Consider the following 24,383-nt stretch of genomic DNA (forward strand, 5'->3'; position numbering starts at 1 on the left):
ATTCAATGAATATCGATTGCTATAAATGTCATCATCGCAATATTATTAAGCTAGTTGATAAACACACGATTGATGTACAAGTCAAAGCAGAACAAATAGGCCATTTAACCAACTTACTGCACAAACATGGTGACGAAAGTAATGTACTCGTCTCCACCCTGGTTCATCGTGAAGCACGTAACCTTCTCCAATCCGATGATTTTTACCTGAACGAAAAAGACAAAGCCAACAAGCTTTTGCTCAACAATTATCAACATTGGGAAAACATAGTAAAACAAAGTTCGATTCCTTATTACACAGCCTTGAAGCTGGCCATCATCGGTAATATTATCGATTACGGCGCTCACTCTGTCCCCGATGATATAGAGCAATATATCAACGAAAAGTTGTCATGCTCCATTTCTCTCGATGAATCAAATAAGTTATTTAATGAAATAACAAATGCGAAAAAAGTATTGTACCTGGGCGATAACTGTGGTGAAATTGTTTTTGACAAACTCTTTCTCGAAACCATCAATCACTCCAATGTCACCTTTGCTGTGAGGGGTTTACCGGTTATTAACGATGTAACCCAACGAGAGGCAGATATGGTAGGCATGAATAAAGTGGCAAAAGTTATCTCCAATGGTTTTGACGCTCCTTCTACCCTATTGGAATACTGCAGTTTGGAATTCAAGGAAGCATTTGATTCGGCTGATATAATCATCTCCAAAGGACAAGGTAATCTGGAAGGTTTACTGCATAACGATGACCCGCGATTATACTTTTTACTAACTGCCAAATGCCATTACATCGCCAGTATTATGGATGTTACTAAAGGCGACTTAGTGGTTACAAACGCAAGCTCAATTAAACGAAATCAATGGCTGTAAAAATTGCAATAGCAAGTGGTAAGGGTGGAACAGGAAAAACAACAGTTTCGTTGAACCTATTCCATTATTTCAGGCAGGTTCTTGATACATCAGTTCAATTAATCGATTGTGATGTGGAAGAACCGAACGATAAACTCTTTTTAAATGATCATCAAGCTCAAAAAATACAAACGGTCAATCAGCTGATACCGCAAATTGACACTAACAATTGTACGTTTTGTCGCCAATGCGTAGAATATTGTGAGTTCAATGCCATCGTGGTCATTCCTCCTGCTCAGTTTGCCGAAGTAAATCCGGCTCTGTGCCATTCGTGCGGCGCTTGTCTTCATGCCTGCAACACGCCCAATGCCATTGTTGAGCAGGCCCATCCAATCGGTCAGATACAGAACTATACCGAGAATGGGGAGCTAAACTTTATTGAAGGACGTCTCAATATAGGTTCAGCTATGCAAACTATGCTGATTAAAGAAGTCATTAAAAGCCCAACCGTCAATGCTGATATTCAATTGTTGGATTCACCTCCCGGAACGAGTTGCCCGGTGGTAGCTACCGTCAATAATGTCGACTACTGCATATTAGTCACCGAACCAAGCCCTTTTGGCCTCCACGATTTAAAGCTAATGGTCGATTTATTGCATGAACTCAATGTGCCATTTGGAGTAATCATTAATAAATCAGATAATCATTATCCGGAAATGGATGCCTACTTCGAAGAGCAAAACATTGAAGTATTAGGGCGTATACCCTTCTCTACCGAATATGCGAAACGGTATGCACAAGGCCGAATCTTTGAAAATATACCCAAGGATGTTGAAGAAGCCTACAAAGAAATAATATCAAAACTGCAAACTAAGGTCTGTTACTATGCATGAAATAACAGTATTGAGTGGTAAAGGTGGCACCGGTAAAACAACAATTACAGGCGCTCTGGCAGCGCTTGCCGAGTCTGTGGTCATTTGTGACAACGATGTGGATGCGGCCGACCTTTTTCTACTGCTGCAACCCAACATACAACAGAGAGAACCTTTTATTAGTGGTAATACGGCAAGCATCAATACAGAGGCTTGTAATCAATGCGGACTCTGCCAAAGCAACTGCCGCTTTGATGCCATTCAACAAACTGATAAAGGCTATTACCACATTGATCCATTCGCTTGCGAAGGTTGTCGGCTATGTGAAAGACTTTGTCCACAATCGGCCATCACATCAAGTAAAAACGATGGCAACACGTGGTTTATGTCCGACACACGCTTTGGAACTTTTGTGCATGCCCAAATGGGGCCAGGAGAAGAAAACTCGGGTAAGCTGGTGAGCTTCATTCGTAAACAAGCAAAAGAAACAGCGGCAAAAAACAATGCCGGCTATATCATAAACGATGGACCTCCCGGAATTGGCTGTCCGGTTATTGCCTCCTTATCCGGCACCAAGCAGGTGCTGCTGGTCATTGAACCAACGCAAAGTGGCTGGCACGATGCCGAACGTCTGATACAACTAATCAGGCAATTTCAAATTCCAGTAACAGCCGTTATCAATAAAGCAGGCCTACATGAAGCAATGGAGCAACACATTGAAGAACAACTAATATCACATGATATTCCATTAATAGCCAAAATACCCTACAGTCAAGTATTCAGGCAAGCGATGCTCAATCTGCAAACCATTGTTGAATATGCACCTGACTCAGAGGAAAGTCAACTAATTAAAAAGGTGTGGAACACCTTAGCAGCTAATAAAACACAAATAACAAACTAAATACAAGATAAGATGTCTGAATATTCAATGGTAAAACCCATCCAGGAAGAAAAGCTTCTAAAGGATGTAAAAAACGTCATCCTGGTTGCTTCGGGCAAAGGAGGCGTTGGTAAATCAACAGTTGCTGCCAATTTGGCTATCAGCTTATCGCGCGAAGGATTAAAAACCGGACTGTTAGATGCTGACTTATACGGCCCATCAACACCCATTCAGTTTGGCATTGATGAAATGAAGCCCAGCTTAACACAGCACAATGGCAAAAATTACATTGAGCCCATCGAGAAATATGGTGTCAAATTAATGTCTATTGGCCTGCTAACTAATAAAGAAGATGCCATGATATGGCGCGGCCCGATGGCCTCCAAAACACTGAAGCAAATTATTAATGATACGCTTTGGGGCGAGTTGGATGTATTGGTGATTGACATGCCCCCCGGCACAGGTGACATCTGCATCACCCTGGCGCAGGATATTAAACAGGCACAGGCGTTAGTGGTTATCACACCTCAACAATTGGCCGTAGCCGATGGACGTAAAGCCTTAACTATGTTTAACCACCCAACCATTGCAATGCCCGTTGTTGGTATTGTTGAGAACATGGCCTGGTTTACGCCAGCAGCCCACCCCGACGAACGCTATACTATTTTTGGCAAAGGAGGTGGTCAACAGCTGGCCAATGAATTTGCTGTGCCGTTGATTGCTCAAATCCCACTGGTAATGGACATAGAAGAAATGAGCGACACCGGTAAAAGCATCTATCATTCTAACGACAAAACGCTTCACCAGGCATTTGAAAAATTAGCAGTTGATGTCATTAAACAATTAAGACATGTTTAATAACTGATGCGGTTATTTATTGGATTTATAAAATGTGAAGGGACTTCGGCGGAAGTCCCTTTTTTTGTTGCCTTATCTTTTTTCTATCTTTAAGCAAAATCAACATACATCATGAGATATACAATTATATTATTCGCGCTATTAGCCATCGCCATCAACACTAATGCCCAAACCGTAAAAGCCATTACACAACATGGCGAAACAGTGGTATTATTTGAAAATGGCACCTGGAAATACGAAAAAGATATTCAACAAACGACACCTCCTACCACAAATGGAGCAGTGGCAGCTGCAGCTCCTGTTGCTACTACTGCGACGCCGGAAATAGCACATAGCGGCATTAATGCAACCAAGGAAGCCACATCGGAAAAAACGGAAATTTACAATGCGGTGAGTAAAAAGCTATCGCGCTTCTTCGGTGAAGAAAAAGGTCGGGTACGCTGTTCGGCTACTGCCAGTAATAACAAAGGCACCATCAGCCTCAACTTTGAATTTATGATGCAGCTGGGCGATGCCAACCGCTATTTTGGTTACTCAGCAAAAGATCGAACCATGACACTTGAATTATCAGATGGAACAAGTATTACAGGCACCTTTACTGAAGGTATTGAAGAGAAATTTATTGAAAAATGGAACGTCTCTTATTATAAAGCTGGTATTATACTAAGTGAACAAGATGTTGTTAAATTGCTTCAAAACAATACTATCCGCATGACCATCGACTGGAAAAAACTGGAGGAAGAATACCAGATTGATAATATCGAAGGTATTAAACAATTACTAATCGAAGTCATTTAAATGAAGCATTTGGGTAAAGTTGGTTTAGCACTAGGAGGTGGTGGAGCTAAAGGGTTTGCACACATTGGAGTTTTAAAAGCTTTAGAAGACTACCAGGTTCCTGTTCATCAGTTGGCTGGCACAAGTATGGGTGCCATTGTTGGTGTGCTCTATGCGGCAGGTTTTAAGGCTGATGAAATATTAGAGTTGCTGCGCGAAGAAAAAGTTTGGAACTGGTTTAAGCTGGATATTCTCAAAGGCGGATTGGTTAATTTGAACGGCGCCAAGGAAGCTCTGGAGAAACATATTGGGCACAGCAGTTTTGAGCAGTTGAGCATGCCTTTCAGCGTAACAGCCAGTAACCTCAATACTGGAAAGCTAAAAGTCATCAACCAGGGACAACAGTTATTCGATTGGGTAATGGCCAGCTGTAGCGTACCGGTTGCTTTTTCCCCTGTCACAATTGACGGTCATACCTATGTTGATGGAGGGCTATTTATGAACCTTCCGGTTGAACCCATTATGTATTCGTGCGACACGGTGATTGGCTCCAGTGTGATTATTGACAAGAAAATGGAGGTATCTATGAATCCTAAAGATGTGGCCGAACGCGTTTTTAATTTATCCATTATCCATAATCAACGCAGTAGTAAGCTGCATTGCGACTATTATTTTGAGTTCAAAAAGCTAAATGATTTTTCCATGTGGGATTTTCATAGGTTTGAAGACATTGTGAATATCGGCTATAAAACAGCTAAAAAGAAGATTGAAAAAGAAATGCTTCCTGCACCGATCAACGACAACTAAACGATAATAAACTTAAAAGACTTTAACAATGAATTCACACGAAATAGATTACGAAATTAAAGGTCACGATGTTCAATTTGTTGAAGTTGAACTTGACCCACATGAAACGGTAATTGCCGAAGCTGGCGCTATGTTATACATGGAAGAAGGCATTCAGTTCGAAACCAAAATGGGTGATGGTTCTAACCCGTCTCAAGGTTTTTTAGGTAAGCTGGCAGCCGGAGCTTCGCGCTTAATTACGGGCGAATCGCTTTTCATCACGCATTTTACACACATAGGGTATGGTAAAAAACGTGTGGCTTTTTCAGCTCCTTACCCCGGCACCATCGTGCCGCTTGACTTAAACCAATTGGGCGGACGTGTTATAGTTCAGAAAGATGCCTTTTTATGTGCCGCTTTGGGCACTCGTTTATCAATGCATTTTAACAAAAAAATCGGTGCAGGCTTCTTTGGTGGTGAAGGTTTTATCCTTCAGAAACTGGAAGGCGATGGTAAAGCCTTTATTCATGCTGGTGGCACACTGGTTGAAAAAGAGTTGAATGGTGAAACACTGCGTGTGGATACCGGTTGTGTAGTGGGTTTTACCGAGGGAATCGATTTTAGCATTGAATCGGCTGGCGGATTAAAGTCAATGGTATTTGGTGGTGAAGGTCTATTTCTGGCAACACTCCGTGGAACAGGAAAAGTATGGTTGCAGTCAATGCCGATTAATAAATTAATCAGAGCCATTGCTCCGCGAGGACGCAATGCTGGAAAAGAAAGCAGCGGCGGTTTATTAAACGAGATTTTTGAGTAAACAAAAAACTAAACACAGCTTTCTGAGCGGAATCGAAGTGATTTTCAGAAAATAGTCATTCTCGACATTTATACCGTTTTAACTATAAAACTAGCACTAGGTATAATGCCGATAGATTAATGACAGCGTTAAATGTTAGTCTTTTTAACGCTAAGGTCATTAACTAATCGGCATTATTCATTTCGATTCCACTCAGTGAACAATATTCATTTAATAGTTTCATAAGTCATTATGAAAAGTAAAAAAACCTATCTACCATTCAAATAGGTAGCTACCAACTGTAAAGCAGCATTGGTATAAATAGTATTCTCGTTCGACGAATAGCTTTCCAAATTATCAATAAAAACTCTGGCTGGCGGTGTATCTTCAGAAAAAATAGCTTTTAAAGCCGCATCGTTTCTATACTTATTAGGCCCGCCCGTCATAATGCCAGGAATGGGTTCACTCACTAAATCAGCAACCGATGGTGCATGATGAAGGTGCAGAATCCGCCTACTTCCAACACCTGTCACATAGCATATATCATTTGGATTCTGGCCTAAAATATAATCCAGGTGACGCGACGCTAAAACGCCACTCTCTTTATCATTCATCACATAATCGGCCATAATAAAATTGATGGCTTTAAACAACACGGTTCCATTAGAGCCCCAGGTGTAGTCGTTGGCCTGCATGCCAATTCCAAAACCATCCTTTTTAGCAATTTCTAAATGGTGATCCAAATAACTTTTCAGCCCTTCTTTCAACTCAGCCTGGATGTTGTTTAAATGCTTATCATCGGCCAGTAACAAGGAATAAAAACCCAAAGCCGAAGGGTTAATCCAGCCAGCCTCTGAAAATTGGCTGTTAAAAATTTTGTTGAGTTCATTAAAGTCCTTCAGGTATTTCTTTTTACCTGTGGCTAAGTAAAGTTCAGCAGCTGCCCATATGCGTTCATCCTTGTCGTAGGCATCGGAATAACCACCTGCTTTGGTATCAGCCGGATTCTTAAACCCTCCTTCCGGGAATACCTCCGGATGCTTTTCTAAATAGCTGTAGGACTTAATGGCTGCCGCTTTGCATCGCTGCGCAAAAGCTTCATCTACTTCTTGATAAATTCTTGCAGATTGGGCCATTATAGCGGCAAAATCGGCTGTGGCCGTCGACGACACTTCGTAGATAAACTGAGGCACATCTCCTTCCGATGGCATAATAAACTGGACATAGTCTTTGGTATGAACCTTTTCATACACCGCACCATCGGCTCGTTGCATTTTAAAGAGCCACTCCAGCTCGTAACGTATTTCATCCAATATATCGGGTATACCATTTCCACTCTCCGGTGTATTCCATTTGTCTGATTGCCATTGAGCTTTGTTTAACTCATACGATGTATACAAGAGGCCAATTGTCACTGAGCCTGGTGCGGTATATTTTCCGTAGTCGCCAGCATCGTGCCAACCTCCAATCATGTTCTTTTGTCCTTCCAATTCACAATTAGGGTGATAATAACAATCGTCAGTATGGCATGTTTTACGGGCATACAGGCCTGCATATTTTTCTTCAATTGGCATCCCACAGCGTTGCAAAAACAAAGCTTTATTCGCTTTATTCAGAACATCGGTATACACATTATTATTAATAGGAAAAACATAGGAAGTAATGCCTGAATTAAGTGGCGATTGCACACGAATCAAATATTCTCCACTTGCCTTTAATTCTGAAAAATCACCTTCGTAAATGGTCATACCACTGCACTCATCGTCAGTTGTTCGAAGCTCAAACACCCCTTGATATGCTACGGTTCCTGAGTTTACATCAATAACTTCAAATTTTTCAGCCTGATAATTAGTCAGTACTTTCTTGACTTGATCGGTTTGATATCCCACCTGATTGATGTAAACATTTTGCTGAGCGTGTATGGTTGAACACCATAGTAATAGAGCCATCAGACCGATGACTGTGTTCATTTTAATCATATATATTTATTTTAAGGTTTATCGTCCTAAAATAAAGAATATGTTATTTGATTAAAATTTATTTGACAATAATTTACAAAACCAACTTTCCACTTTTAAGCCTTTTCTTTTCCCTCCTGGTCAACTCCTTCGTTTTTATTTCGATGGGATGTTTAACGCTGGTTTCCAAAAAACTATTATTGAAATTTACAGCCTGTCTATCGTGTCGAATATATAAAAATGGAATGCTTTTAATCATTCCTCCATCCAGGCACTCGTATAAACCAACTCGCAAAAAACCACCTTGATTAACAAGGCCAATGGGTTGACCAGGGTAAACGACCTCCTGCTGTCTGACCAGCTCAATGTTCAAATCAATATTTTCATACACCATTATTGTTCCATCCGCATGCATTACTTCAATCGACCGCTTTTGTGAAATACGATCCCCATTATGATACATATTGGGCGTTGCGAGTACCCTTCCTTTCCGCATACAATATATAGTATCGCCCGGCTGCATCGTAAAATGATTAACGAGATAGGTGTTTGAATTAGCCATTCGCTTATATGGAATAATTTCAGTCCCTTCTTTTAATGGTATCAGGTATGGAAACAAGCGGTCTGCCTCTTTATTACTGCCAATGTAGTATTTAGTCTGGTACTGATAATTGAAACCTTGATCGGCATTTCGCTTTTTAAACTCAACTATTTTATGCTTTCCCGGGAAAACCAATTGACGCTTAAACGTTGTATAAGGCTCCATGTTTTCAAGATTGGTAAAAGAGATTTCTACAACATAAGGATAGTTAGAACGATTTTCAGCAAAGAAGGCTATTTTATCACCATTTTTCTCACCATTTACTTTTATGGCATTATCCAAACGTAAACCAAAAGTCGAATACTCCTTTATCTTTTCGTATTGAGCTTTAACACCAACCGATAAAAGCAGGACCGAAACAAATAATAACAGTTTTTTCATAGGATTGAATTATTTCAATCCTAAAAATATAAGTTAAATAGAAAACTTAAAACTATTCCTCCTTTTTAATTGGAAGAGGCACAATTTTCAACTATTTCTTTCACAATTATCCCGGCCAGTGTAAAGCCAAAAATACCGGTTACATGAGACAAGCTCCCATTGATGGAGGCCTTTTTAGTATCCCATTTATGATTAACCAAGTCAGGATTTCCGGGGCCTGCTATGTTTGAAGTTTCTTCTGTTGTTGAGGATTCGTCAAGCAAATAAGCACCTTCATTCTCCAATACCTCATCGCTATAAACACAAGGAAAATCGCGTTCTTCCACTTTCCATTTACGCAACATCTTACGCACTTTACGTGCCAGTGGACAACCTTTTACTTTCCAGAAAGAATCGACCTGTACACGCGTTGGGTCAACCTTTAAAGCAGCCCCCATCGATGATACAAAAATCGCTTTTTTATCCACTGCATTCTGAATCAGGTGCGCCTTACTACTCAGGCTATCAATGGCATCAATAATAATATCGTAATCATCTAAGTTGAATTCTTCAGCCGTATCACGGCTGTAAATCTGTTGAATATCAATAACATTAGCATTAGGATTAATTTCCAACAAACGCTCTTTAAGGGCCTCGGTTTTCACTGCTCCAACAGTTTTTGAAGTGGCCATCAGCTGACGATTGATGTTAGTAATATCTACCCGGTCGCTATCAACAATTGTTAGATTCTGCATACCGGTTCGAACCAAGCTCTCTGCACACCAGCTACCAACACCGCCAATACCAAACAAAATGGCTTTTTTTGTTGCCAATGCCTGCATCACTTCTTTTCCCAACAACAACTCTGAACGATGAAATATCCCTTTTCCCATACAATTTTATTCAACTAAGCCGCAAAATTAGAAAAAGATATTAAATGCTCTTCTTTTAAGCTACGCTTAGATATTGATCTCTCTATCCCTAAAGCCTAATAAATAAAGAATCGCATCCAGACCAATGGTTGAAATATGGTGTTTAGCCGATGCTTTTACTTTTGGCTTGGCATGAAAGGCGATTCCCAATCCTGCCAATTTCAGCATCGGCAAATCATTGGAACCATCACCTACTGCAATCACCTGCTCCAAATGAATATCTTCTTTAAAAGCCAGTAATTTCAATAACTCAGCTTTTTTCTCGCCATTAACAATCTCACCTTTGTGCTTACCTGTTAGTATGCCGTTTTCAATTTCCAACTCATTGGCAAACACATAATCAATGTCAAGTTTGCTCTTTAGGTAGTTACCAAAATAGGTAAAACCACCAGATAAGATAGCTGTTTTATAACCATATTTTTTCAGGGTCTTAAACAAACGCTCAGCCCCTTCTGTAACTGGCAGGTTCTCGGCAATCTCTTTCATCACACTTTCATCGAGACCTTTTAATAAAGCTACGCGCTGAATAAAACTTTCGTTAAAATCAATCTCGCCCCGCATAGCCGCTTCAGTAATCTCCTTCACTTTATCCCCAATGCCTGCCTTTATTGCTAATTCGTCAATCACCTCGGTTTGGATGAGTGTAGAATCCATATCGAAGCACACTAGACGGCGGTTACGACGAAAAATATTATCGGCCTGAAAAGCAATGTCAACCCCTGCTTTTTTAGAAATATCGATAAACTGTTGCTTCATTCCTTCGGTGCTTTTAGGTGTTCCACGCACCGAAAACTCAACAACCGACTTATCATTACCCTCATGGTCGTCGAGCAATACACGCCCACTTAATCGCGAGATATAATCAATATTCAATCCCTGACCAGAAATGATACCAGTTACCTGCGACAATTGTTCTGCACTTAATTTACGCGACAACAAGGTGATGATAAAGCGCTCTTTGCCCTGCTGCCCCACCCATTCTTTATACTTGGATTCTGTAACAGGCGTAAACTTGAGGTTTAGACCCAATTCATAGGATTTGAATAAGAGCTCCTTCAATACCGGTGCTGATTCTGCCGATTCGGGTACTTCAAACAAAATACCTAAACCCAAATCTTCATGAATAACAGCCTGACCAATATCCAGGATATTAACACCATAGTGCGATAAAATACCAGTTAACACGGCTGTTAAACCGGGTTTATCTTCTCCTGAGATATTCAGTAATATAATTTCTTTGCCTTTATTCATGATTTGGTAATATGTAGGTAAATGATGAGCAAAAATAATAATCTATCAGAAAACAATCCTAATTGTTGTTATTTTTATAGTTAATAAATCCGTCCTGTGTTGCACTAACAATAAAAAAACCGCCTCTCATCATAAATGATGGAGACGGTTTTGGAATCGATATATGCAAAAGCTCTTTAGTTACTTTCTATCACATGCCCTTTGCCGCGGTACAAATCAATTTCACCATCGAGCAATACAGCAATTACGGTCATCTTTTTATCCAGCACTTTAGCTGGCAAATCAATGTATGTAATACCTGGCACTTCGCTCCAGTACTGCTTTCCAATTACCTTGTGACTTAGTTTGGTGCCATTACCAACCACCCAAATGCGATTGATTTTATTCTTCAGTCCCCGCAATACAAGCGGACCGTTGTTTTCACCATCCACCATCAGGTAAAGAATGTTTTTATCTTTTGATACAGCTGTTGGTCCATTATAATGCCCATACGGGATAGGCTCCTCCATATCTTTTAAGCCTATTTTGTGCTTTTCTCTCCAGGCGTCATCTTTCATCACCTCAGCTAACTCAAGATCGTGCAGGTTAGTTGCTGGATTTACCAGGCGGATACTTTGCTTTAAATCTACTGCTAAAACGGTCATAGTAGGATCGCAATAGCGGCTATCCACTTCAATGGATAGAAGGTTATCCTTAAAGTTAAAAGGCAAAGTTTGCTCTGTTCCAACAATTCGAACGCTTTCAATTTCACTATCCAGGCCGTTAACCAATACTTTATAATTTGGTTTTCTATCCAGGTAAAGATAAAGTGTTTGTCCATCTTTTGAGATGGCGCTTGGCCCATTGTAATATTTTTGCTCGATACCAGCATGCGTACTATAAATAGCCTCACTATGTTTTCCTGTCCAGCGGCCAAACTCCTTAAGAATATCAACTTGTGGCTGTGGAATGGTTCCGTCGGCTTGCGGTCCAATATCCAACAACAGGTTACCTCCCAGACTAATACAATCGACAAAAATGCGAATGAGCTGATACGGTGTTTTGTAATTATGGTCGTTGTGCTGATAACCCCACGAATCATTCATGGTCATACACAATTCCCAATACGGGTTATTAGGCTTTTTAATAGGTACCCCTTGTTCAGGCGTGTCGTAATCGCCATAGCCTTGCAGGCGACTGTTGAGGATGATGTTTTTATTGTATTTCAGCATCATCTCACGCAGCTCTTTTGATTTCCACTCTTCAGCTGAATGCTCCCAGTCGCCATCAAACCAATACAAATCTGGATTGAAGCGCTTAGATAGTTCTTTCATTTGGGCAAAATAAAAATCAGTGAACTTGCTCCAGCGCTCCTCATCATCTTTGTAACGCACTTCGTTGCGCAAATGTGCCGGATAATCGGGATACGACCAGTCGATTAAGGAATAATATAAACCAACCTTAAGCTTCTCTTTTTTTAACGCTTTCACAAATGGTGCTACAATATCCTGCTTTGCTGGTGTATGCGCCACTGTATTGAAATGCTCAGTGTCTGTTTTCCACAGTGCTACTCCATCGTGGTGCTTAGTGGTTAATACCGAATATTTAGCGCCACTCTCCTTAATCAGTTTAGCCCATTCTGATGCATTGTAATTAGAGGCTGTAAAACCATCGAGTTGCTTCATGTAATCATCGTAATTGATATAACCATTAAAAAATGACCATGATTCATCAATACCATTTACAGCGTATATGCCATAGTGGATAAAAATACCCAGTTTAGCATCTTTAAACCACTCCATACGTTTTGCTTTTTCCTTCTCAGTTTCTTCTTTCATTGGCTGTGCATTTACCAATGAAATAAAAGAAAGGGCAACGACTAATAAAATCAGATTCTTCATTGTAGTATTTTAAGTTATTTTCTCTTCTTCCAGGTTCGTCCTTCATTATTGATATGCCATTTGAAGTTACTGCTCTTTTGTGTCGCAATGCCTTCGTAAAGGGATGTTGTAGCATCTAAATCAATAATATATTTCAAATTACTTAAACCGACTTTTTCGAGTTCAGATAAACCTTTGGCATAATACCCTGTTGATGAGTAATAAGCTCTTTGAGCATGATACAGGCGATATAACTCCCACTTTACCAAGGCATCTTCATTAAAAACAAAAGCCTCCTCTCCTTGTCCGGCTATCAAATCAGAAAACTGCATGAAGCCCCATGTTTCAGGTCGATGCATATTTATATATCCCTGAGGCGACCACACCCAGTTATCCTCTGCAAATGGCTTGTTGGTTTCCGGGTTGATGCGCTTTTTATATTGACCATCCTCTATATCTAGTTGCCATTGAACCCGACTAAAATTAATGCGCCATTGATTCCCCGCTTCAGCCCTGACAAGTCCGGCGTATTCGTGCAACACATCTAAGGGAAAAGCTATCTCCACATACCACCCTTCATCAATATCATTCGGGTTATTAATCGTTCCATTGATTGACACGGCTGATTTTAACCCATTAATATCCCAGTTATTAATAGCTGGACCCCCTTCGCGATAAGGCTTTGCCAATAACAAATCCCAAACGGTATTCAAAGCATTGACCTCATACTCATAATAACCATGTGTATCTCCGTCAGGGTCAATAAATACTTCAAAATCATTGTCATAGAATATTACAGCATCGCGTTCTGTTATGGTGGCCCACAGATGCGGCTCTTTGAGAAAAGCAGCAACATACAGGTAGTTATCGTCCCATAGCATTTTTGCTTTTGTTGGATGTTTTGGTCGAGGTTTTATATCCCCTTCAATATCGACAAACTCAGAAGTCCAGGGAGCACTTTTCCATGATTCTTCGTTAAGATCTCCATCAATGGTAAGCGGTTCTGCAGCCCTGTAGCAAATATATTGCATTGGTTCAAAGGTCGCCTCTTCCATTTGTACGTACTCAACCTTATCATTAAACTGACAAGCGGATAGTAATAAAGCGAATAGAAAGTATTTACTCATGTTTTAATATATGCGATGTTTGAGCACAAAATTACGAATCAAACCAAGCATATACCTCCTGCTGTTGTTCTTAAAAGGTGAATAAATGTTCCTGAACACCTCGTTACTTTAGTGTTTGAAGTTAATATGGAACATGAATACCTAACCCAGTTAAAGCTTATATCTTTTTAAGAAATCAATCCGCAAAAAAAAACACGATAGATTTGTCAACAATAGAAAAAGTTTTACTTTTGCACCGCTGTTGACAAAACAGTGACCTGTTAAACGAACAGGCCATGCGAAAATAGCTCAGTTGGTAGAGCACGACCTTGCCAAGGTCGGGGTCGCGGGTTCGAGTCCCGTTTTTCGCTCAGGGTTTAATAGTAATTAAAATTGAATTCGATTTTGCGGTCAGTTCAATTTTGGTTTGCCGATGTAGCTCAGGGGTAGAGCGCTTCCTTGGTAAGGAAGAGGTCACGAGTTCAATTCTCGTCATTGGCTCAATAAAAAAGAGGGTAATCATAACGACTACCCTCTTTTTTATTTCATTTGCCATATGGAACTCCGAAGAAAATTTAATCATCCACCTGTGTGTAAAATTGGATAATTAAATTTTATATCCTCGTTTCATGTGATCTATTTCTGAATCTTTGCAACTACCGCTTCATCAATACTATACTTTCCTGGCCCCTTACTAAACACGACAAACAGCATAACTAAATAATAAAAAGGTATTTCGTACCCATTATTGGCCGCTGCAAATCCATTTCCTAAATGAACAGTTGTAATCGCTAAAATCATTATCAACATCAGTGGTATAGAGATATAGCGCGTTAACAATCCCAACATCAACAAAAAGAAACCTGCAAACTCAAATGTACCTGCCAATAATACACCCAGTTTAGGAAGTGGGTACCCTAAAGAACCAAACCATTCGGCCGTTCCTACAATATTATCAAACTTTCTAACAGCAGGGTCGAAGAAACCAAAAGCTAAGGTCAATCGCATCGCTAAAAGAGCCCAATCTCCTGTTCGTTCTGATGCTGCATTAATAAACTTAATAACATTCTTCATTTAATCAGATTTAGTTAATAAATAATGGTAACAGGATGGGTTTGGTATTACAATTTGCTGACTAAGATATAATTAATATTCACCCATTCACAATTTTTAACATTAAAATCCTCTTTTACTATTGACTTTTTAAAATATTATCCGTTACCAAAGATGTAATATATCAACACAAACGTCTTTTTCACCCTCTCCTACAACCATACAACCAACATCAAATCAAACAATCAAGTTCATTACGGCGAGTTATATCACACTGCAGAAACACAAAACCTCCCACTCTACATTAGCATACTTTTTTATAATATTGCAGCGCAAAACAAAAACCACACAATGAAAAACCTCAGATACAAAGCACTGATTCCAATTGGCGTCTTTTTGCTTGTTTACCTAATGCCGGGTTGGCTAAGCGGCGACTTTTATAAAATCCCAATCATTATACCCTTTATTGTGGCAGCAGGCGTGTCGATTGCTATGGCACCTGGTAAAGTTATGGGTGATAAAATGAGTGCCTTTACTAAAGGAATGGGAAATCCGGGCATTATGATGATGTGCCTGATTTTTATGCTAGCAGGTGCCTTTGCCAGCGTCGCCAAAGAAATGGGAGCCGTTGAAGCCACCGTTAATATCGGCCTGCATTTTCTGCCCCAAGAAATATTATTGGCCGGCCTTTTTATTATTGGCTGTTTTATTTCATTAGCTGTAGGCACCTCCGTTGGAACAGTTGTAGCACTTACTCCTGTGACCATAGGTCTGTCTGATGTGACTGACATTAATACAGCTATTGCCATTGGAGCTACCATTGGCGGCGCAATGTTTGGCGATAATCTTTCAATGATATCTGACACAACTATTGCTGCCAGCCGTACACAAAACTGCCAGATGAAGGATAAATTCAGAGCCAATATACGACTGGTTTTTCCCGCAGCTTTAGTTTCTATTTTACTATATGTTTGCATACCATCATCTTCCACACCTCAAAATATTACTATTGAACTAATCGACTACCTGAAAGTAGCACCATACATTATAGTACTTATTGCTGCAGCCCTGGGCATGAATGTTTTTATAGTCTTATTTATCGGCATCCTATTGGCCGGAGGGGTTGGGATTATCAATCACGATTTCTCAATCTGGAGCTTGCTATCATCAATAAGCAGCGGCATGCAAGGCATGGCCGAAATAGTAATGGTATCGCTACTGGTTGGCGGCATGGTTGAAATTATCAAAATCAATGGCGGCATTGAGTATATCATCAACCACATTGGCAAACGAACTAAAAGCAAAAAAGGTGCTGAATTGAGCATTATAACATTAACTGGGATTGTGAATATTTTTACAGCCAATAATACCATTGCCATTCTTATGTCAGGCCCCATTGTTAAAAACATTGCCGATAAATTCAGCATAGAACCCAAACGTTCGGCCAGCTTGATGGATACCGCTTCTTGTTTTACTCAGGGAATTTTGCCTTATGGTGCCCAAATATTGGCGGCTGTTGGTTTAGCAGCCGGAGCCTTATCTCCGTTTGACATTATGAGCAATCTGTTCTATCCTTTTTTTATGGGCATCACTGTCATTATTTCAATTTTAATAAAAAAGCCTGCTAAAAACTAAATTATAGCAGGCTCTAATATTTCTACACTAAGTTTTACTTCATTCCATTCAGGTATTTATAAAACTCACTATCTGTCGATAAAATAATATGCGTTTGCCCATCAAAGGTCTTTTCATAGGCTTCCATCGATTTTAAAAAGCTATATAATTGTCGTGCCTGCGGTGTTTTATCATATGCTGAAGCATAGATGGAAGCCGCCTCAGCATCAGCCCTACCTTTAATCTCTTCTGCTGTTTTATAGGCTTCAGAAACAATCGTCTTTAATTCTCGATCTTTTTCACCATTAATGCGCGAGGCTTCCCCCTGTCCTTCTGACTTAAACTTATCAGCAATGCGATAGCGCTCACTTTTCATACGCTCATAAACCTGTGTCCGCACTTCCTCAATGTAGTTGATGCGCTTAATACGAAAATCTAAAATTGCAATACCCAATTCTTTCGTTCTGGCATCAGACGCTTTCTGTATCATCTCCTGTATTTTATCTCTTCCTACAGAAATTGCTGTTAAACTATCGCCAACGGTTTCTCCTGCCAATCCCGCCGATACGGGCTTACGATTAGAGGAACGCACCGCTTCTTCGATGTAATGCTTGGCAATATAATTACGTGTTTCACTATCAATAATATCATCCAAACGCGTATAAGCACTTCGCTCATTGGTTAAGCGTTTATAAAACTGCAACGGATCAACTATTTGCCATCGTGCATAAGTATCTACAAAGACATACTTCTTACCTTTTGTTGGCACTTGCTCCGGGTCACCGTCCCATTCCAGATAGCGTTTATCGAAAAAGTGTGTAGTTTGTATAAAAGGTATTTTAAATTTCATACCTGGTGTTGTAATGGCATTACCCACCGGCTTACCAAACTGCGTGATCACCACCTGCTCTGTTTCATCAACAATAAATGTTCCTTGCGAAAACAGAAACAAGGCGACAACACCCAATACTATATATATAATTGATTTCTTATTGTCCATTTTGAGTCGTTTTTTGTTGTGATAGCTGCATTTGCAATAAAGGCAACACATTATTACCATTTTGGTCAGTAATGATTTTTTGCCCCAATCGTGGCATTACCTCTTCCATCGTTTCCAAATAAATACGTCGACGGGTTACTTCCGGAGCTTTCACATACTCTTTATATAAAGCATTAAAGCGCGCTACATCACCTTTGGCATTATTAACACGTTCAGTTGCATATCCTTCAGCCATCTGAATAGTCTCTTTCGCCTGCCCTGCCGCTTTTGGTATCACCTTATTATATTCAGCTTTTGCCTGATTAATTAATGTTTCTTTTTCCTGCTGAGCTTCATTCACCGCATTAAAAGCAGCCTTAACGGGCTCTGGCGGGTTAACATCCTGCAACACCACCTGGTCAATCTTAACACCAACAGAATATTCGCGACACACCTTCTGCATTAACTCTTGCAGTCGCGCACTAATTTCAGTACGACCAACGGTAAGTACCTCATTCACCGTTCGGTCGCCAACTATCTGTCGCATGGCCGATTCTGAAATATCACGAAGCGTCACCTCCGGATTACGCACTTTAAATAAGTAATTATAAGGATTATCGATTCGATACTGAACCACCCACTCCACGTCGGCCAGGTTTAAGTCGCCAGTCAGCATCAGTGCTTCGTCAACACCACTACTACCACGTTTGTAGGACGAACGAACACCTGCACTGGTTGTCCGAAAGCCAAACTCCATCTTTTGCTGACGCTCTACAGCAACCTTATAAACCGATTCCACCAACGGAATCTTATAGTTTAAGCCAGGCTCAACCGTACGAACATACTTTCCAAATCGCACAATAACGCCGACTTCTTCCGGATCGATAGTAAAAAAAGCTGTCCAGGCTAAAAAGGCCACAAGCAGCATCAGACCCACCGACCGAATGTTTTTTAAAAGTTTCTCAAGTACACCCCCCGATGCATTGAGGTTAAATTGATTTGATGTCATATGATAAGATTAAAATTATGCAGAAGTAACCAAGAAGCATTTTTTGTCGCCCTTTTCAAATGTAGCACAAAAAAGAGGTATTAAAAAGAACAACAATAGAAATAGGTAAAAGGAATAACTTTAAACATCAGTATATGCCACATATATAATGTCATACCGATAGGGAGATACTTATAAGTTAGTCATACTTAGTGGTAACAGAAAAGTAGTCTCACTAACCCCTGTTTCCTCAAATCTCCTTCCACAAGCCGCCTAAGTTTTAAAAACAAAGGATTACAAGTAGCTACAAGCCAGCCTTGTGTGTTAATAATTGTACTTAAAAGCACTATTTCATTAAAAAATAATTGAATGTCAAATAATTAGAGTATGTTTGTTATTGAATTATAACTTCAATAAAATTAAAATGAATAAAGGAAAAGTAAAATTCTTCAACGACTCAAAAGGTTTCGGGTTTATCGCCGAAGATAATGGTAAAGAACATTTTGTGCACGTTACTGGATTAATTGATGAGATCAACGAAGGTGACGAGGTTGAATTTGATTTACAAGAAGGTAAAAAAGGTTTAAATGCCGTTAATGTGAAAGTAGTATAACTATATAACGTATTTTCATTACTGTATCGTAAAGAGGGGATTCAATATTGAATCCCCTCTTTTGGGTTATTGCGAACTGAGGAACAGCCAAAATGCTGAAAGTTCGGCACAAGGTTGTATTAAGACTGAATATTATTTCAACATTGCTTTTAAAGTGCTCATATATCACTTGAGACTTCACGCTTAACAACCTATCATCCAGCCCATATTAAAGATTATTACAGCAAACAGAGTGATTAACTCAAGAATAGCTAACTTGTCAGTCAGATTGTATTTTCGTAAATTTTATTTTAAGAAATAACCACTAATTAAAGAAAGTTTAAAAACTAACGTATTCGGAGTAGACCGGGGCTGTAAGTTGATGTTTATCTGCAAAAAAGATAGCTAACTAATGGCCTTGCTTTAAAGAAAATATCACTATTAATCAAAGCATTAAATAATTACACGTTATGATTCCTGAAAAATTTAAAAATTACTACATGGGAACTAACAATCTATTCTTTCCTGAATATGAATTTGTTATTAAACTAAGTTTTCCGAGTGTTTTTGTCCGTTTTAAGCGTACCGAGGGCTATTATACTAATTTTAATAAGTTTTTTAATAGCGTTGCCGAAGTACAATACCTTGATGGTATTAAACCCTCAAAAATTGAAGAACAGCAAATATTAAATGAAATCTGGGATTTTTTAACCTTGACAAAAAGCCCTAACAAAGGAAACTTCCTGGGAAACAGAAACAAGCCGGATTAACCATATCGATAAAATCTCAACATTTATTAGGCTATTTTTTTTGAGAGTACTTTTTTTTATTCTTTACGAAAATCAATTTATGCCTGCTATTGGGACTATCCCTTTGTTCTATTTCAAACTTACCAATGAAATCTATCAATGGTGTTAATTTCTGGAATCCATAATTCCGCGGATCAAAATTCGGCCTCTTTTTTTGCAACAAACTACCAACATCACCCAAAAAAGCCCATCCGTCATCATCAGAAAGATCTGTAATTGTTGCCGCAATTAGTTTAATTTCCTTTGAGGTAATTTTATCAAACAGCTCCTTTTCTGAATCTTTATCGTCTTCAAACTCTTTTTCTTTAGCTCTGGTTTTTAAAATTTCGATGTAAATAAATTTATCACATGCGACTATAAATGGGGTTGGCGTCTTTTTCTCCCCAATGCCAATTACTTGCATGCCTGCTTCTCTTAACCTGGTCGCTAACTTGGTAAAATCACTATCGCTCGACACTAAGCAAAATCCATTAACTTTTTCAGAATAAAGGATATCCATGGCATCAATTATCATAGCAGAATCCGTGGCATTCTTTCCCGAAGTATAGGCGTATTGCTGAATAGGAGTAATCGCGTTCTCCAATAAAATCTTTTTCCATTTATTTAATTCGGGTTTAGTCCAATCGCCATATATTCTCTTAATGGTAGGATTTCCATATTTTGCAATCTCCTCCATCATTTCCTTTACATTGGCAGATGGAATGTTATCCCCATCAATCAGTACTGCTAAATTAATATTCATCAAAAACCGTTTTATGCGAACCTACTAATTCTATTATTGACAATTTGAACGAGTTGTGAAGGTAATGAATTATGAGTCAAGACTCGAGTGAGTATCCATAAATCTTTGTAAAAACTCAAAGTGTTAACTCTAACTATATTCAGTATGTAGACCGAAGATTGTTAATGGTTAATTTAAGTACTTAAATCATTCAGCTAATTGGGAACAACAACCTAAATAAGTAAAATTTCTAACCTCATATAACGGACTTAACCTTGAAGTATGAATGGAAGATTTGTAACTTAATAGAATATTTTCGATCCTGGATTTATGCAATTTCTTAAAGGTTAAAACTCCGTACCTATAGAAATATGCTCTGTATCCCCGCTTCACACTAATTGATTGCATGTCTTATATTAAAGATTACACTTGATCATGATTTATTAACAGCAAACAAAAGTAATTTGTGTGACAATTCGAGCGGTTAGCAAACATTTTTACACGAGAAACATACTGAATGGATGAATTACACATAGTAACACAAATTCTAATGGCTGCCACATGAAGATTCTCTTAATTTCACCAACTGTCGATACGGAAAAAAGAACCAATAAAGGGCTTATGATTCCACAGCTAGCTCTCTATATACTTGAAGGATTAACTCCTGAACGATTTGATGTAGAGGTGATAGAGGAAGAAACACAGGCGGTTAACCTGGAACACAAATGTGATTTGGTTGCCATAAGTTGCATGACAGCCAATGCCCCCAGGGCCTATCAGCTTTGCGATGATTTTCAGAAAAGAGGGAAAACTGTTATACTGGGTGGTGTGCACCCTACCATACTTCCAGATGAAGCACTATTGCATTCAAATGCGGTGGTTATAGGTGAAGCAGAAGGTGTTTGGGAGACTCTTCTGTGCGATTTTGAAAACAATGCTTTGAAGCAAAAATACCATAACCCTAATCCTAATTTAGAAAAGTATGTTCGCAAAGATTTTGGAAAGATAGCATCTAAAAGACTGTTCAATATCATTCCAATATTAACAACCCGTGGCTGCCCTTATAATTGTGATTTTTGTTGCGTCACTAACTTATTCGGACAAACAATACGACATATTTCAGTTGAGAATGTGGTTCGTGATATCAAGGAATCGAAGGCCAAGGTTTTTATTTTTCTGGATGATAATATCATTGGCAACCCTGCATATGCGAAAGCGCTTTTTAGGGCTATCAAGCCGCTAAAAATTAAATGGGTTGGACAGGCTTCTATTTCCTTATTAGTGGGTGATGATGAGTTAATTCAATTGGCTGCTGAAAGTGGCTGTCAATCACTCTTTCTAGGTATTGAAAGTGTATCGGTAAAACAGCTGCTATCCATGCGCAAATCGATAAAGGAAATTCAACATCTGGAACACGCTTTTAAAAAAGTAAAAAAGATGGGAATTCTTATCCATGCATCCATTGTTTTTGGCTTTGACGATGACACAAAGGAAATATTTGATGAAACAGTTCAATTCCTGGTGCGAAACAAAGTGAGCACAGTTTCATTCAATGTGTTAACGCCCTATCCCGGAACCAAAGTGTATGAGAAACTGAAAAATGAAGATCGCTTAATAACAACTGATTGGAAGTATTATGACCACAATACAGTTGTGTTTAAGCCCAAAAACATGACACCCCTTGAGCTGCAGCTGGGGAAAATAAACGCCAGGAAGAAGTTTTATAGTAAAACGTCTGTATTGAAGCGATTAGTGGGCAACTGGTACAAACCATTTGTATACCTTTCGATGAATTTAGGCCATATGAAACAAGTAAAAGTAGAAAGCAGCAGGATGGCTAATTTAAAAACTAATCTATTGCGGCAGTAGAGTTTCATAATACTAACTAGCAAGTTGATGCAATTACTTAGCAATACATTTCCAAATTTTCACGATCAAATGACTTGCAATATTATCTGACAAAATAATTAAAAAGACCCTTTTAATGGGTGTTTTATGCGAAACTAAAATTCAGAGATTCAGTTCATAATTGACCACTGTATCTCTTCTTTTTCGCAAATCGGTGCAATGATAATTGCGTTTTGAATAACGCATGCTGCTGTTGAATAGGCTTCATCACGATATTCTCCTGTTAATTTAAAAGTGCCAATGTGTGAATTATGTAACATATTTATGGATTTGTGTAAGGACTCCCCATTAATTGGGTCGTAACTTTGTATATGCCAGTAGGTATTTCTATAGAAATTAGGTAATGATAAGGCGTTATAGAATAATTGCTTTGTTACTTGTTGATATTAGAAAATACCCACAAGCTAACATTGGCTAAGTTACAATCTGATAAGGATCAGGCTAAGATGATTGCTTCAATAATGATGTTTTGAATGAACCATTAAATCACGAAGAACGATATAATGTTGATTTTAGTGTAGAAGTATTAGTCGGTTAACCAGTCAATTATACTACATCTTCTTTCGAATGAACCATGTGCTGAATTAATCAGATTTGGTTTGTTGACATACTTATTTAAAAAAAAATACCATGAAAAATTTATTGTATGTTATAGCAGGACTATTAATAGTTATATGGGGAATTATCTTTTTTGGATTCAATTCCTCAGGATCCGTTCATTGGTTGTTAGCATTTGCTGGATTAGCGATACTTATGAGGTTTATTTTAACCAGACGATTAACAAACTAATTAGATAACAATGCTAAGTCATAGGTTTTTAAGTTATTAATGAGGGGTTTCTTAAAAGGAACCTTTTATTAGGCTGGCTCGCTTTCGAAGCCTATACAAATATGAGTGTTAGCATGGTTTATTTTACTATTAAACTATCATCTGATGAAACGAGTTATTATTGCACTCGACTTTGATCCCAGCGCTCAAAAGGTAGCTGAGGAAGGTTATGCCCTAGCTAAAGCTTTAAAAGCTAAGGTTACTTTAGTGCATGTAAAAGCTGATGCAGATTATTACAGTTCCCTTGGTCAAGTTGTTGTTATTGGGTTTTCAGGTCATTTAAAAGATGATTTACCTATTGCACCTGATCGAATTGACCCTGATACTATTTCGCAGGAATTTCTTAATAAGGCAATGTTACATCTTGCAGATAAGAACATCGAAGTTATGGTAGCCAATGGTTCATGTGCCAATTCATTGATTGATGCTGCCAATCAGTTAAACGCATATATGATCGTTATGGGTTCGCACAGCAGAAAATGGTTTGAAAACACAACTATTGGCAGTGTTACTCAAAAGGTGCTACTTGGTTCAAGTATTCCAGTATTTGTAATTCCGACAAACAAAAATAGGATTGATTAATTAGCGGATTTGTCGCCAAAACTTCCGACATCCTGACTATTTAATAATTTTCAGATTGCTATATCCTCATAGCCACTCTTTATGAGGGTTGAAATCATTTTAAACCTTTCGTTGGCTTTTACATTATGGGATGTATGCGCCGGTATGATTATGCCTTCGCCGACTATAAGATTATTGGAGTGCTTGTCAATCATCACTTCTGCCTGGCCCTCAATAACCTGGATAAAGGTGTCAAAGGGAGAGATCTTTTCGGCAAGTGCTTCGCCAGTATCTATAGCCACTACACTCACATTACCTGTGGTTTTTCTTATAATGGTTTTACTTACCACAGAGTTGGGAACATATTCAATAATCTCAATTAGAATATGAGTCTTTGATTTTTCTAATTCAGTGCTTGACATACATTCTACTTTTCTTATAAA

The 24,383-nt window shown here is 38.8% G+C and carries 24 protein-coding genes and 2 tRNA genes; 14 read left to right on the forward strand and 12 right to left on the reverse strand.

Translation table 11 applies throughout. From position 1 onward, the window contains the following. Positions 1 to 5: 5 nt before the first annotated feature. The 7 genes from J1N10_RS12510 (at position 6) to J1N10_RS12540 (ending at position 5,841) form a co-directional block, all read left to right on the forward strand. Positions 6 to 872: a damage-control phosphatase ARMT1 family protein gene (locus tag J1N10_RS12510; protein WP_262327051.1), complete on the forward strand. Its 867-nt coding sequence runs from the start codon at positions 6 to 8 to the stop codon at positions 870 to 872. Next, positions 863 to 1,744, forward strand: coding sequence for an ATP-binding protein (locus J1N10_RS12515; protein WP_262327052.1), 882 nt, complete (start codon positions 863 to 865; stop codon positions 1,742 to 1,744). Before J1N10_RS12510 ends, J1N10_RS12515 begins: the two co-directional genes overlap by 10 nt. Beyond that, the gene (locus J1N10_RS12520; protein WP_262327053.1) at positions 1,737 to 2,624 is read left to right on the forward strand and encodes a nucleotide-binding protein; all 888 of its coding nucleotides are present in this window, start codon (positions 1,737 to 1,739) and stop codon (positions 2,622 to 2,624) included. The genes J1N10_RS12515 and J1N10_RS12520 overlap by 8 nt, the downstream gene beginning before the upstream one ends. Positions 2,625 to 2,636: 12 nt before the next feature. Next, a complete protein-coding gene (locus tag J1N10_RS12525; RefSeq protein WP_262327054.1) occupies positions 2,637 to 3,461 on the forward strand; it encodes an Mrp/NBP35 family ATP-binding protein in 825 nt (274 codons plus the stop codon). A gap of 111 nt (positions 3,462 to 3,572) precedes the next feature. Next, on the forward strand, positions 3,573 to 4,259 hold the full coding sequence (locus tag J1N10_RS12530) for a DUF3157 family protein (RefSeq protein ID WP_262327055.1): 687 nt from the start codon (positions 3,573 to 3,575) through the stop codon (positions 4,257 to 4,259). Further along, positions 4,260 to 5,045 (forward strand): patatin-like phospholipase family protein, encoded by a 786-nt coding sequence (locus tag J1N10_RS12535; RefSeq protein ID WP_262327056.1) that lies wholly within the window; start codon positions 4,260 to 4,262, stop codon positions 5,043 to 5,045. A 28-nt stretch (positions 5,046 to 5,073) separates the two neighbouring features. Next, positions 5,074 to 5,841, forward strand: a complete 768-nt coding sequence (locus J1N10_RS12540) for a TIGR00266 family protein (RefSeq protein ID WP_262327057.1) — start codon at positions 5,074 to 5,076, stop codon at positions 5,839 to 5,841. Between the two features lie 248 nt (positions 5,842 to 6,089). On the opposite strand, the gene J1N10_RS12545 is transcribed toward J1N10_RS12540, so the two are convergent. From J1N10_RS12545 to J1N10_RS12570, 6 genes are all read right to left on the reverse strand, one after another. Next, positions 6,090 to 7,799 carry a glycoside hydrolase family 9 protein gene (locus J1N10_RS12545; protein WP_262327058.1) on the reverse strand — a complete coding sequence of 570 codons (1,710 nt, stop codon included), beginning with the start codon at positions 7,797 to 7,799 and terminating at the stop codon, positions 6,090 to 6,092. A 73-nt stretch (positions 7,800 to 7,872) separates the two neighbouring features. After that, complete coding sequence (locus tag J1N10_RS12550) at positions 7,873 to 8,760, reverse strand: hypothetical protein (protein WP_262327059.1); 888 nt, start codon at positions 8,758 to 8,760, stop codon at positions 7,873 to 7,875. A 65-nt stretch (positions 8,761 to 8,825) separates the two neighbouring features. Continuing rightward, positions 8,826 to 9,632 (reverse strand): tRNA threonylcarbamoyladenosine dehydratase, encoded by an 807-nt coding sequence (locus tag J1N10_RS12555; RefSeq protein WP_262327060.1) that lies wholly within the window; start codon positions 9,630 to 9,632, stop codon positions 8,826 to 8,828. A gap of 66 nt (positions 9,633 to 9,698) precedes the next feature. Next, the gene (gene serB, locus J1N10_RS12560) at positions 9,699 to 10,922 is read right to left on the reverse strand and encodes a phosphoserine phosphatase SerB (RefSeq protein ID WP_262327061.1); all 1,224 of its coding nucleotides are present in this window, start codon (positions 10,920 to 10,922) and stop codon (positions 9,699 to 9,701) included. Positions 10,923 to 11,098: 176 nt separating this feature from the next. Beyond that, complete coding sequence (locus J1N10_RS12565) at positions 11,099 to 12,802, reverse strand: alpha-L-fucosidase (protein ID WP_262327062.1); 1,704 nt, start codon at positions 12,800 to 12,802, stop codon at positions 11,099 to 11,101. A 14-nt stretch (positions 12,803 to 12,816) separates the two neighbouring features. Next, the gene (locus J1N10_RS12570; protein WP_262327063.1) at positions 12,817 to 13,908 is read right to left on the reverse strand and encodes a carbohydrate-binding family 9-like protein; all 1,092 of its coding nucleotides are present in this window, start codon (positions 13,906 to 13,908) and stop codon (positions 12,817 to 12,819) included. 277 nt (positions 13,909 to 14,185) lie between these two features. Between J1N10_RS12570 and J1N10_RS12575 the strand changes: the two genes are divergently transcribed. After that, a tRNA-Gly gene (locus J1N10_RS12575) sits at positions 14,186 to 14,258 on the forward strand. Positions 14,259 to 14,316: 58 nt separating this feature from the next. Next, positions 14,317 to 14,388 (forward strand) — tRNA-Thr (locus tag J1N10_RS12580). A gap of 135 nt (positions 14,389 to 14,523) precedes the next feature. On the opposite strand, the gene J1N10_RS12585 is transcribed toward J1N10_RS12580, so the two are convergent. Further along, the gene (locus tag J1N10_RS12585) at positions 14,524 to 14,961 is read right to left on the reverse strand and encodes an HvfX family Cu-binding RiPP maturation protein (RefSeq protein WP_262327064.1); all 438 of its coding nucleotides are present in this window, start codon (positions 14,959 to 14,961) and stop codon (positions 14,524 to 14,526) included. Positions 14,962 to 15,291: 330 nt separating this feature from the next. Here J1N10_RS12585 and J1N10_RS12590 point away from each other — a divergent pair, with 330 nt between their 5' ends. Then, positions 15,292 to 16,575 (forward strand): Na+/H+ antiporter NhaC family protein, encoded by a 1,284-nt coding sequence (locus J1N10_RS12590; protein WP_262327065.1) that lies wholly within the window; start codon positions 15,292 to 15,294, stop codon positions 16,573 to 16,575. A gap of 34 nt (positions 16,576 to 16,609) precedes the next feature. On the opposite strand, the gene hflC is transcribed toward J1N10_RS12590, so the two are convergent. Next, positions 16,610 to 17,554: a protease modulator HflC gene (hflC, locus tag J1N10_RS12595; RefSeq protein WP_262327066.1), complete on the reverse strand. Its 945-nt coding sequence runs from the start codon at positions 17,552 to 17,554 to the stop codon at positions 16,610 to 16,612. Continuing rightward, positions 17,544 to 18,542: an FtsH protease activity modulator HflK gene (gene hflK, locus J1N10_RS12600; RefSeq protein ID WP_262327067.1), complete on the reverse strand. Its 999-nt coding sequence runs from the start codon at positions 18,540 to 18,542 to the stop codon at positions 17,544 to 17,546. The genes hflC and hflK overlap by 11 nt, the downstream gene beginning before the upstream one ends. Before the next feature lie 403 nt (positions 18,543 to 18,945). Here hflK and J1N10_RS12605 point away from each other — a divergent pair, with 403 nt between their 5' ends. Continuing rightward, entirely contained in the window at positions 18,946 to 19,134 is a 189-nt protein-coding gene (locus J1N10_RS12605; protein WP_262327068.1) for a cold-shock protein, read from the forward strand. A gap of 479 nt (positions 19,135 to 19,613) precedes the next feature. Further along, positions 19,614 to 19,883 (forward strand): hypothetical protein, encoded by a 270-nt coding sequence (locus J1N10_RS12610; protein WP_262327069.1) that lies wholly within the window; start codon positions 19,614 to 19,616, stop codon positions 19,881 to 19,883. A 31-nt stretch (positions 19,884 to 19,914) separates the two neighbouring features. Here J1N10_RS12610 and J1N10_RS12615 read toward each other — a convergent pair whose 3' ends face one another. Then, positions 19,915 to 20,664 (reverse strand): NYN domain-containing protein, encoded by a 750-nt coding sequence (locus tag J1N10_RS12615; RefSeq protein WP_262327070.1) that lies wholly within the window; start codon positions 20,662 to 20,664, stop codon positions 19,915 to 19,917. Positions 20,665 to 21,204: 540 nt separating this feature from the next. Between J1N10_RS12615 and J1N10_RS12620 the strand changes: the two genes are divergently transcribed. Next, positions 21,205 to 22,512: a B12-binding domain-containing radical SAM protein gene (locus tag J1N10_RS12620; RefSeq protein ID WP_262327071.1), complete on the forward strand. Its 1,308-nt coding sequence runs from the start codon at positions 21,205 to 21,207 to the stop codon at positions 22,510 to 22,512. A gap of 149 nt (positions 22,513 to 22,661) precedes the next feature. On the opposite strand, the gene J1N10_RS12625 is transcribed toward J1N10_RS12620, so the two are convergent. Then, positions 22,662 to 22,811, reverse strand: a complete 150-nt coding sequence (locus J1N10_RS12625) for a hypothetical protein (protein WP_262327072.1) — start codon at positions 22,809 to 22,811, stop codon at positions 22,662 to 22,664. A gap of 673 nt (positions 22,812 to 23,484) precedes the next feature. Here J1N10_RS12625 and J1N10_RS12630 point away from each other — a divergent pair. Further along, complete coding sequence (locus tag J1N10_RS12630; RefSeq protein WP_262327073.1) at positions 23,485 to 23,961, forward strand: universal stress protein; 477 nt, start codon at positions 23,485 to 23,487, stop codon at positions 23,959 to 23,961. A 50-nt stretch (positions 23,962 to 24,011) separates the two neighbouring features. Here the strand turns inward: J1N10_RS12630 and J1N10_RS12635 are convergent, their stop codons facing one another. Continuing rightward, the gene (locus tag J1N10_RS12635) at positions 24,012 to 24,362 is read right to left on the reverse strand and encodes a cupin domain-containing protein (RefSeq protein WP_262327074.1); all 351 of its coding nucleotides are present in this window, start codon (positions 24,360 to 24,362) and stop codon (positions 24,012 to 24,014) included. Positions 24,363 to 24,383 lie beyond the last annotated feature (21 nt).

The organism is Carboxylicivirga litoralis, from assembly GCF_025499605.1.
Taxonomy (GTDB): domain Bacteria; phylum Bacteroidota; class Bacteroidia; order Bacteroidales; family Marinilabiliaceae; genus Carboxylicivirga; species Carboxylicivirga litoralis.

Bases quoted from the DNA above. Each gene is read 5' to 3' on its own strand.
- J1N10_RS12515 (WP_262327052.1), top strand. From the start codon at position 863: ATGGCTGTAAAAATTGCAATAGCAAGTGGTAAGGGTGGAACAGGAAAA.
- J1N10_RS12605 (WP_262327068.1), top strand. From the start codon at position 18,946: ATGAATAAAGGAAAAGTAAAATTCTTCAACGACTCAAAAGGTTTCGGG.
- J1N10_RS12520 (WP_262327053.1), top strand. From the start codon at position 1,737: ATGCATGAAATAACAGTATTGAGTGGTAAAGGTGGCACCGGTAAAACA.
- J1N10_RS12540 (WP_262327057.1), top strand. From the start codon at position 5,074: ATGAATTCACACGAAATAGATTACGAAATTAAAGGTCACGATGTTCAA.
- J1N10_RS12630 (WP_262327073.1), top strand. From the start codon at position 23,485: ATGAAACGAGTTATTATTGCACTCGACTTTGATCCCAGCGCTCAAAAG.
- J1N10_RS12565 (WP_262327062.1), bottom strand. From the start codon at position 12,802: ATGAAGAATCTGATTTTATTAGTCGTTGCCCTTTCTTTTATTTCATTG.
- J1N10_RS12525 (WP_262327054.1), top strand. From the start codon at position 2,637: ATGTCTGAATATTCAATGGTAAAACCCATCCAGGAAGAAAAGCTTCTA.
- J1N10_RS12625 (WP_262327072.1), bottom strand. From the start codon at position 22,811: ATGTTACATAATTCACACATTGGCACTTTTAAATTAACAGGAGAATAT.
- J1N10_RS12530 (WP_262327055.1), top strand. From the start codon at position 3,573: ATGAGATATACAATTATATTATTCGCGCTATTAGCCATCGCCATCAAC.
- J1N10_RS12545 (WP_262327058.1), bottom strand. From the start codon at position 7,799: ATGATTAAAATGAACACAGTCATCGGTCTGATGGCTCTATTACTATGG.
- J1N10_RS12620 (WP_262327071.1), top strand. From the start codon at position 21,205: ATGAAGATTCTCTTAATTTCACCAACTGTCGATACGGAAAAAAGAACC.
- J1N10_RS12615 (WP_262327070.1), bottom strand. From the start codon at position 20,664: ATGAATATTAATTTAGCAGTACTGATTGATGGGGATAACATTCCATCT.
- serB (WP_262327061.1), bottom strand. From the start codon at position 10,922: ATGAATAAAGGCAAAGAAATTATATTACTGAATATCTCAGGAGAAGAT.
- J1N10_RS12585 (WP_262327064.1), bottom strand. From the start codon at position 14,961: ATGAAGAATGTTATTAAGTTTATTAATGCAGCATCAGAACGAACAGGA.
- hflK (WP_262327067.1), bottom strand. From the start codon at position 18,542: ATGACATCAAATCAATTTAACCTCAATGCATCGGGGGGTGTACTTGAG.
- J1N10_RS12635 (WP_262327074.1), bottom strand. From the start codon at position 24,362: ATGTCAAGCACTGAATTAGAAAAATCAAAGACTCATATTCTAATTGAG.
- J1N10_RS12590 (WP_262327065.1), top strand. From the start codon at position 15,292: ATGAAAAACCTCAGATACAAAGCACTGATTCCAATTGGCGTCTTTTTG.
- J1N10_RS12570 (WP_262327063.1), bottom strand. From the start codon at position 13,908: ATGAGTAAATACTTTCTATTCGCTTTATTACTATCCGCTTGTCAGTTT.
- J1N10_RS12610 (WP_262327069.1), top strand. From the start codon at position 19,614: ATGGGAACTAACAATCTATTCTTTCCTGAATATGAATTTGTTATTAAA.
- hflC (WP_262327066.1), bottom strand. From the start codon at position 17,554: ATGGACAATAAGAAATCAATTATATATATAGTATTGGGTGTTGTCGCC.
- J1N10_RS12550 (WP_262327059.1), bottom strand. From the start codon at position 8,760: ATGAAAAAACTGTTATTATTTGTTTCGGTCCTGCTTTTATCGGTTGGT.
- J1N10_RS12510 (WP_262327051.1), top strand. From the start codon at position 6: ATGAATATCGATTGCTATAAATGTCATCATCGCAATATTATTAAGCTA.
- J1N10_RS12535 (WP_262327056.1), top strand. From the start codon at position 4,260: ATGAAGCATTTGGGTAAAGTTGGTTTAGCACTAGGAGGTGGTGGAGCT.
- J1N10_RS12555 (WP_262327060.1), bottom strand. From the start codon at position 9,632: ATGGGAAAAGGGATATTTCATCGTTCAGAGTTGTTGTTGGGAAAAGAA.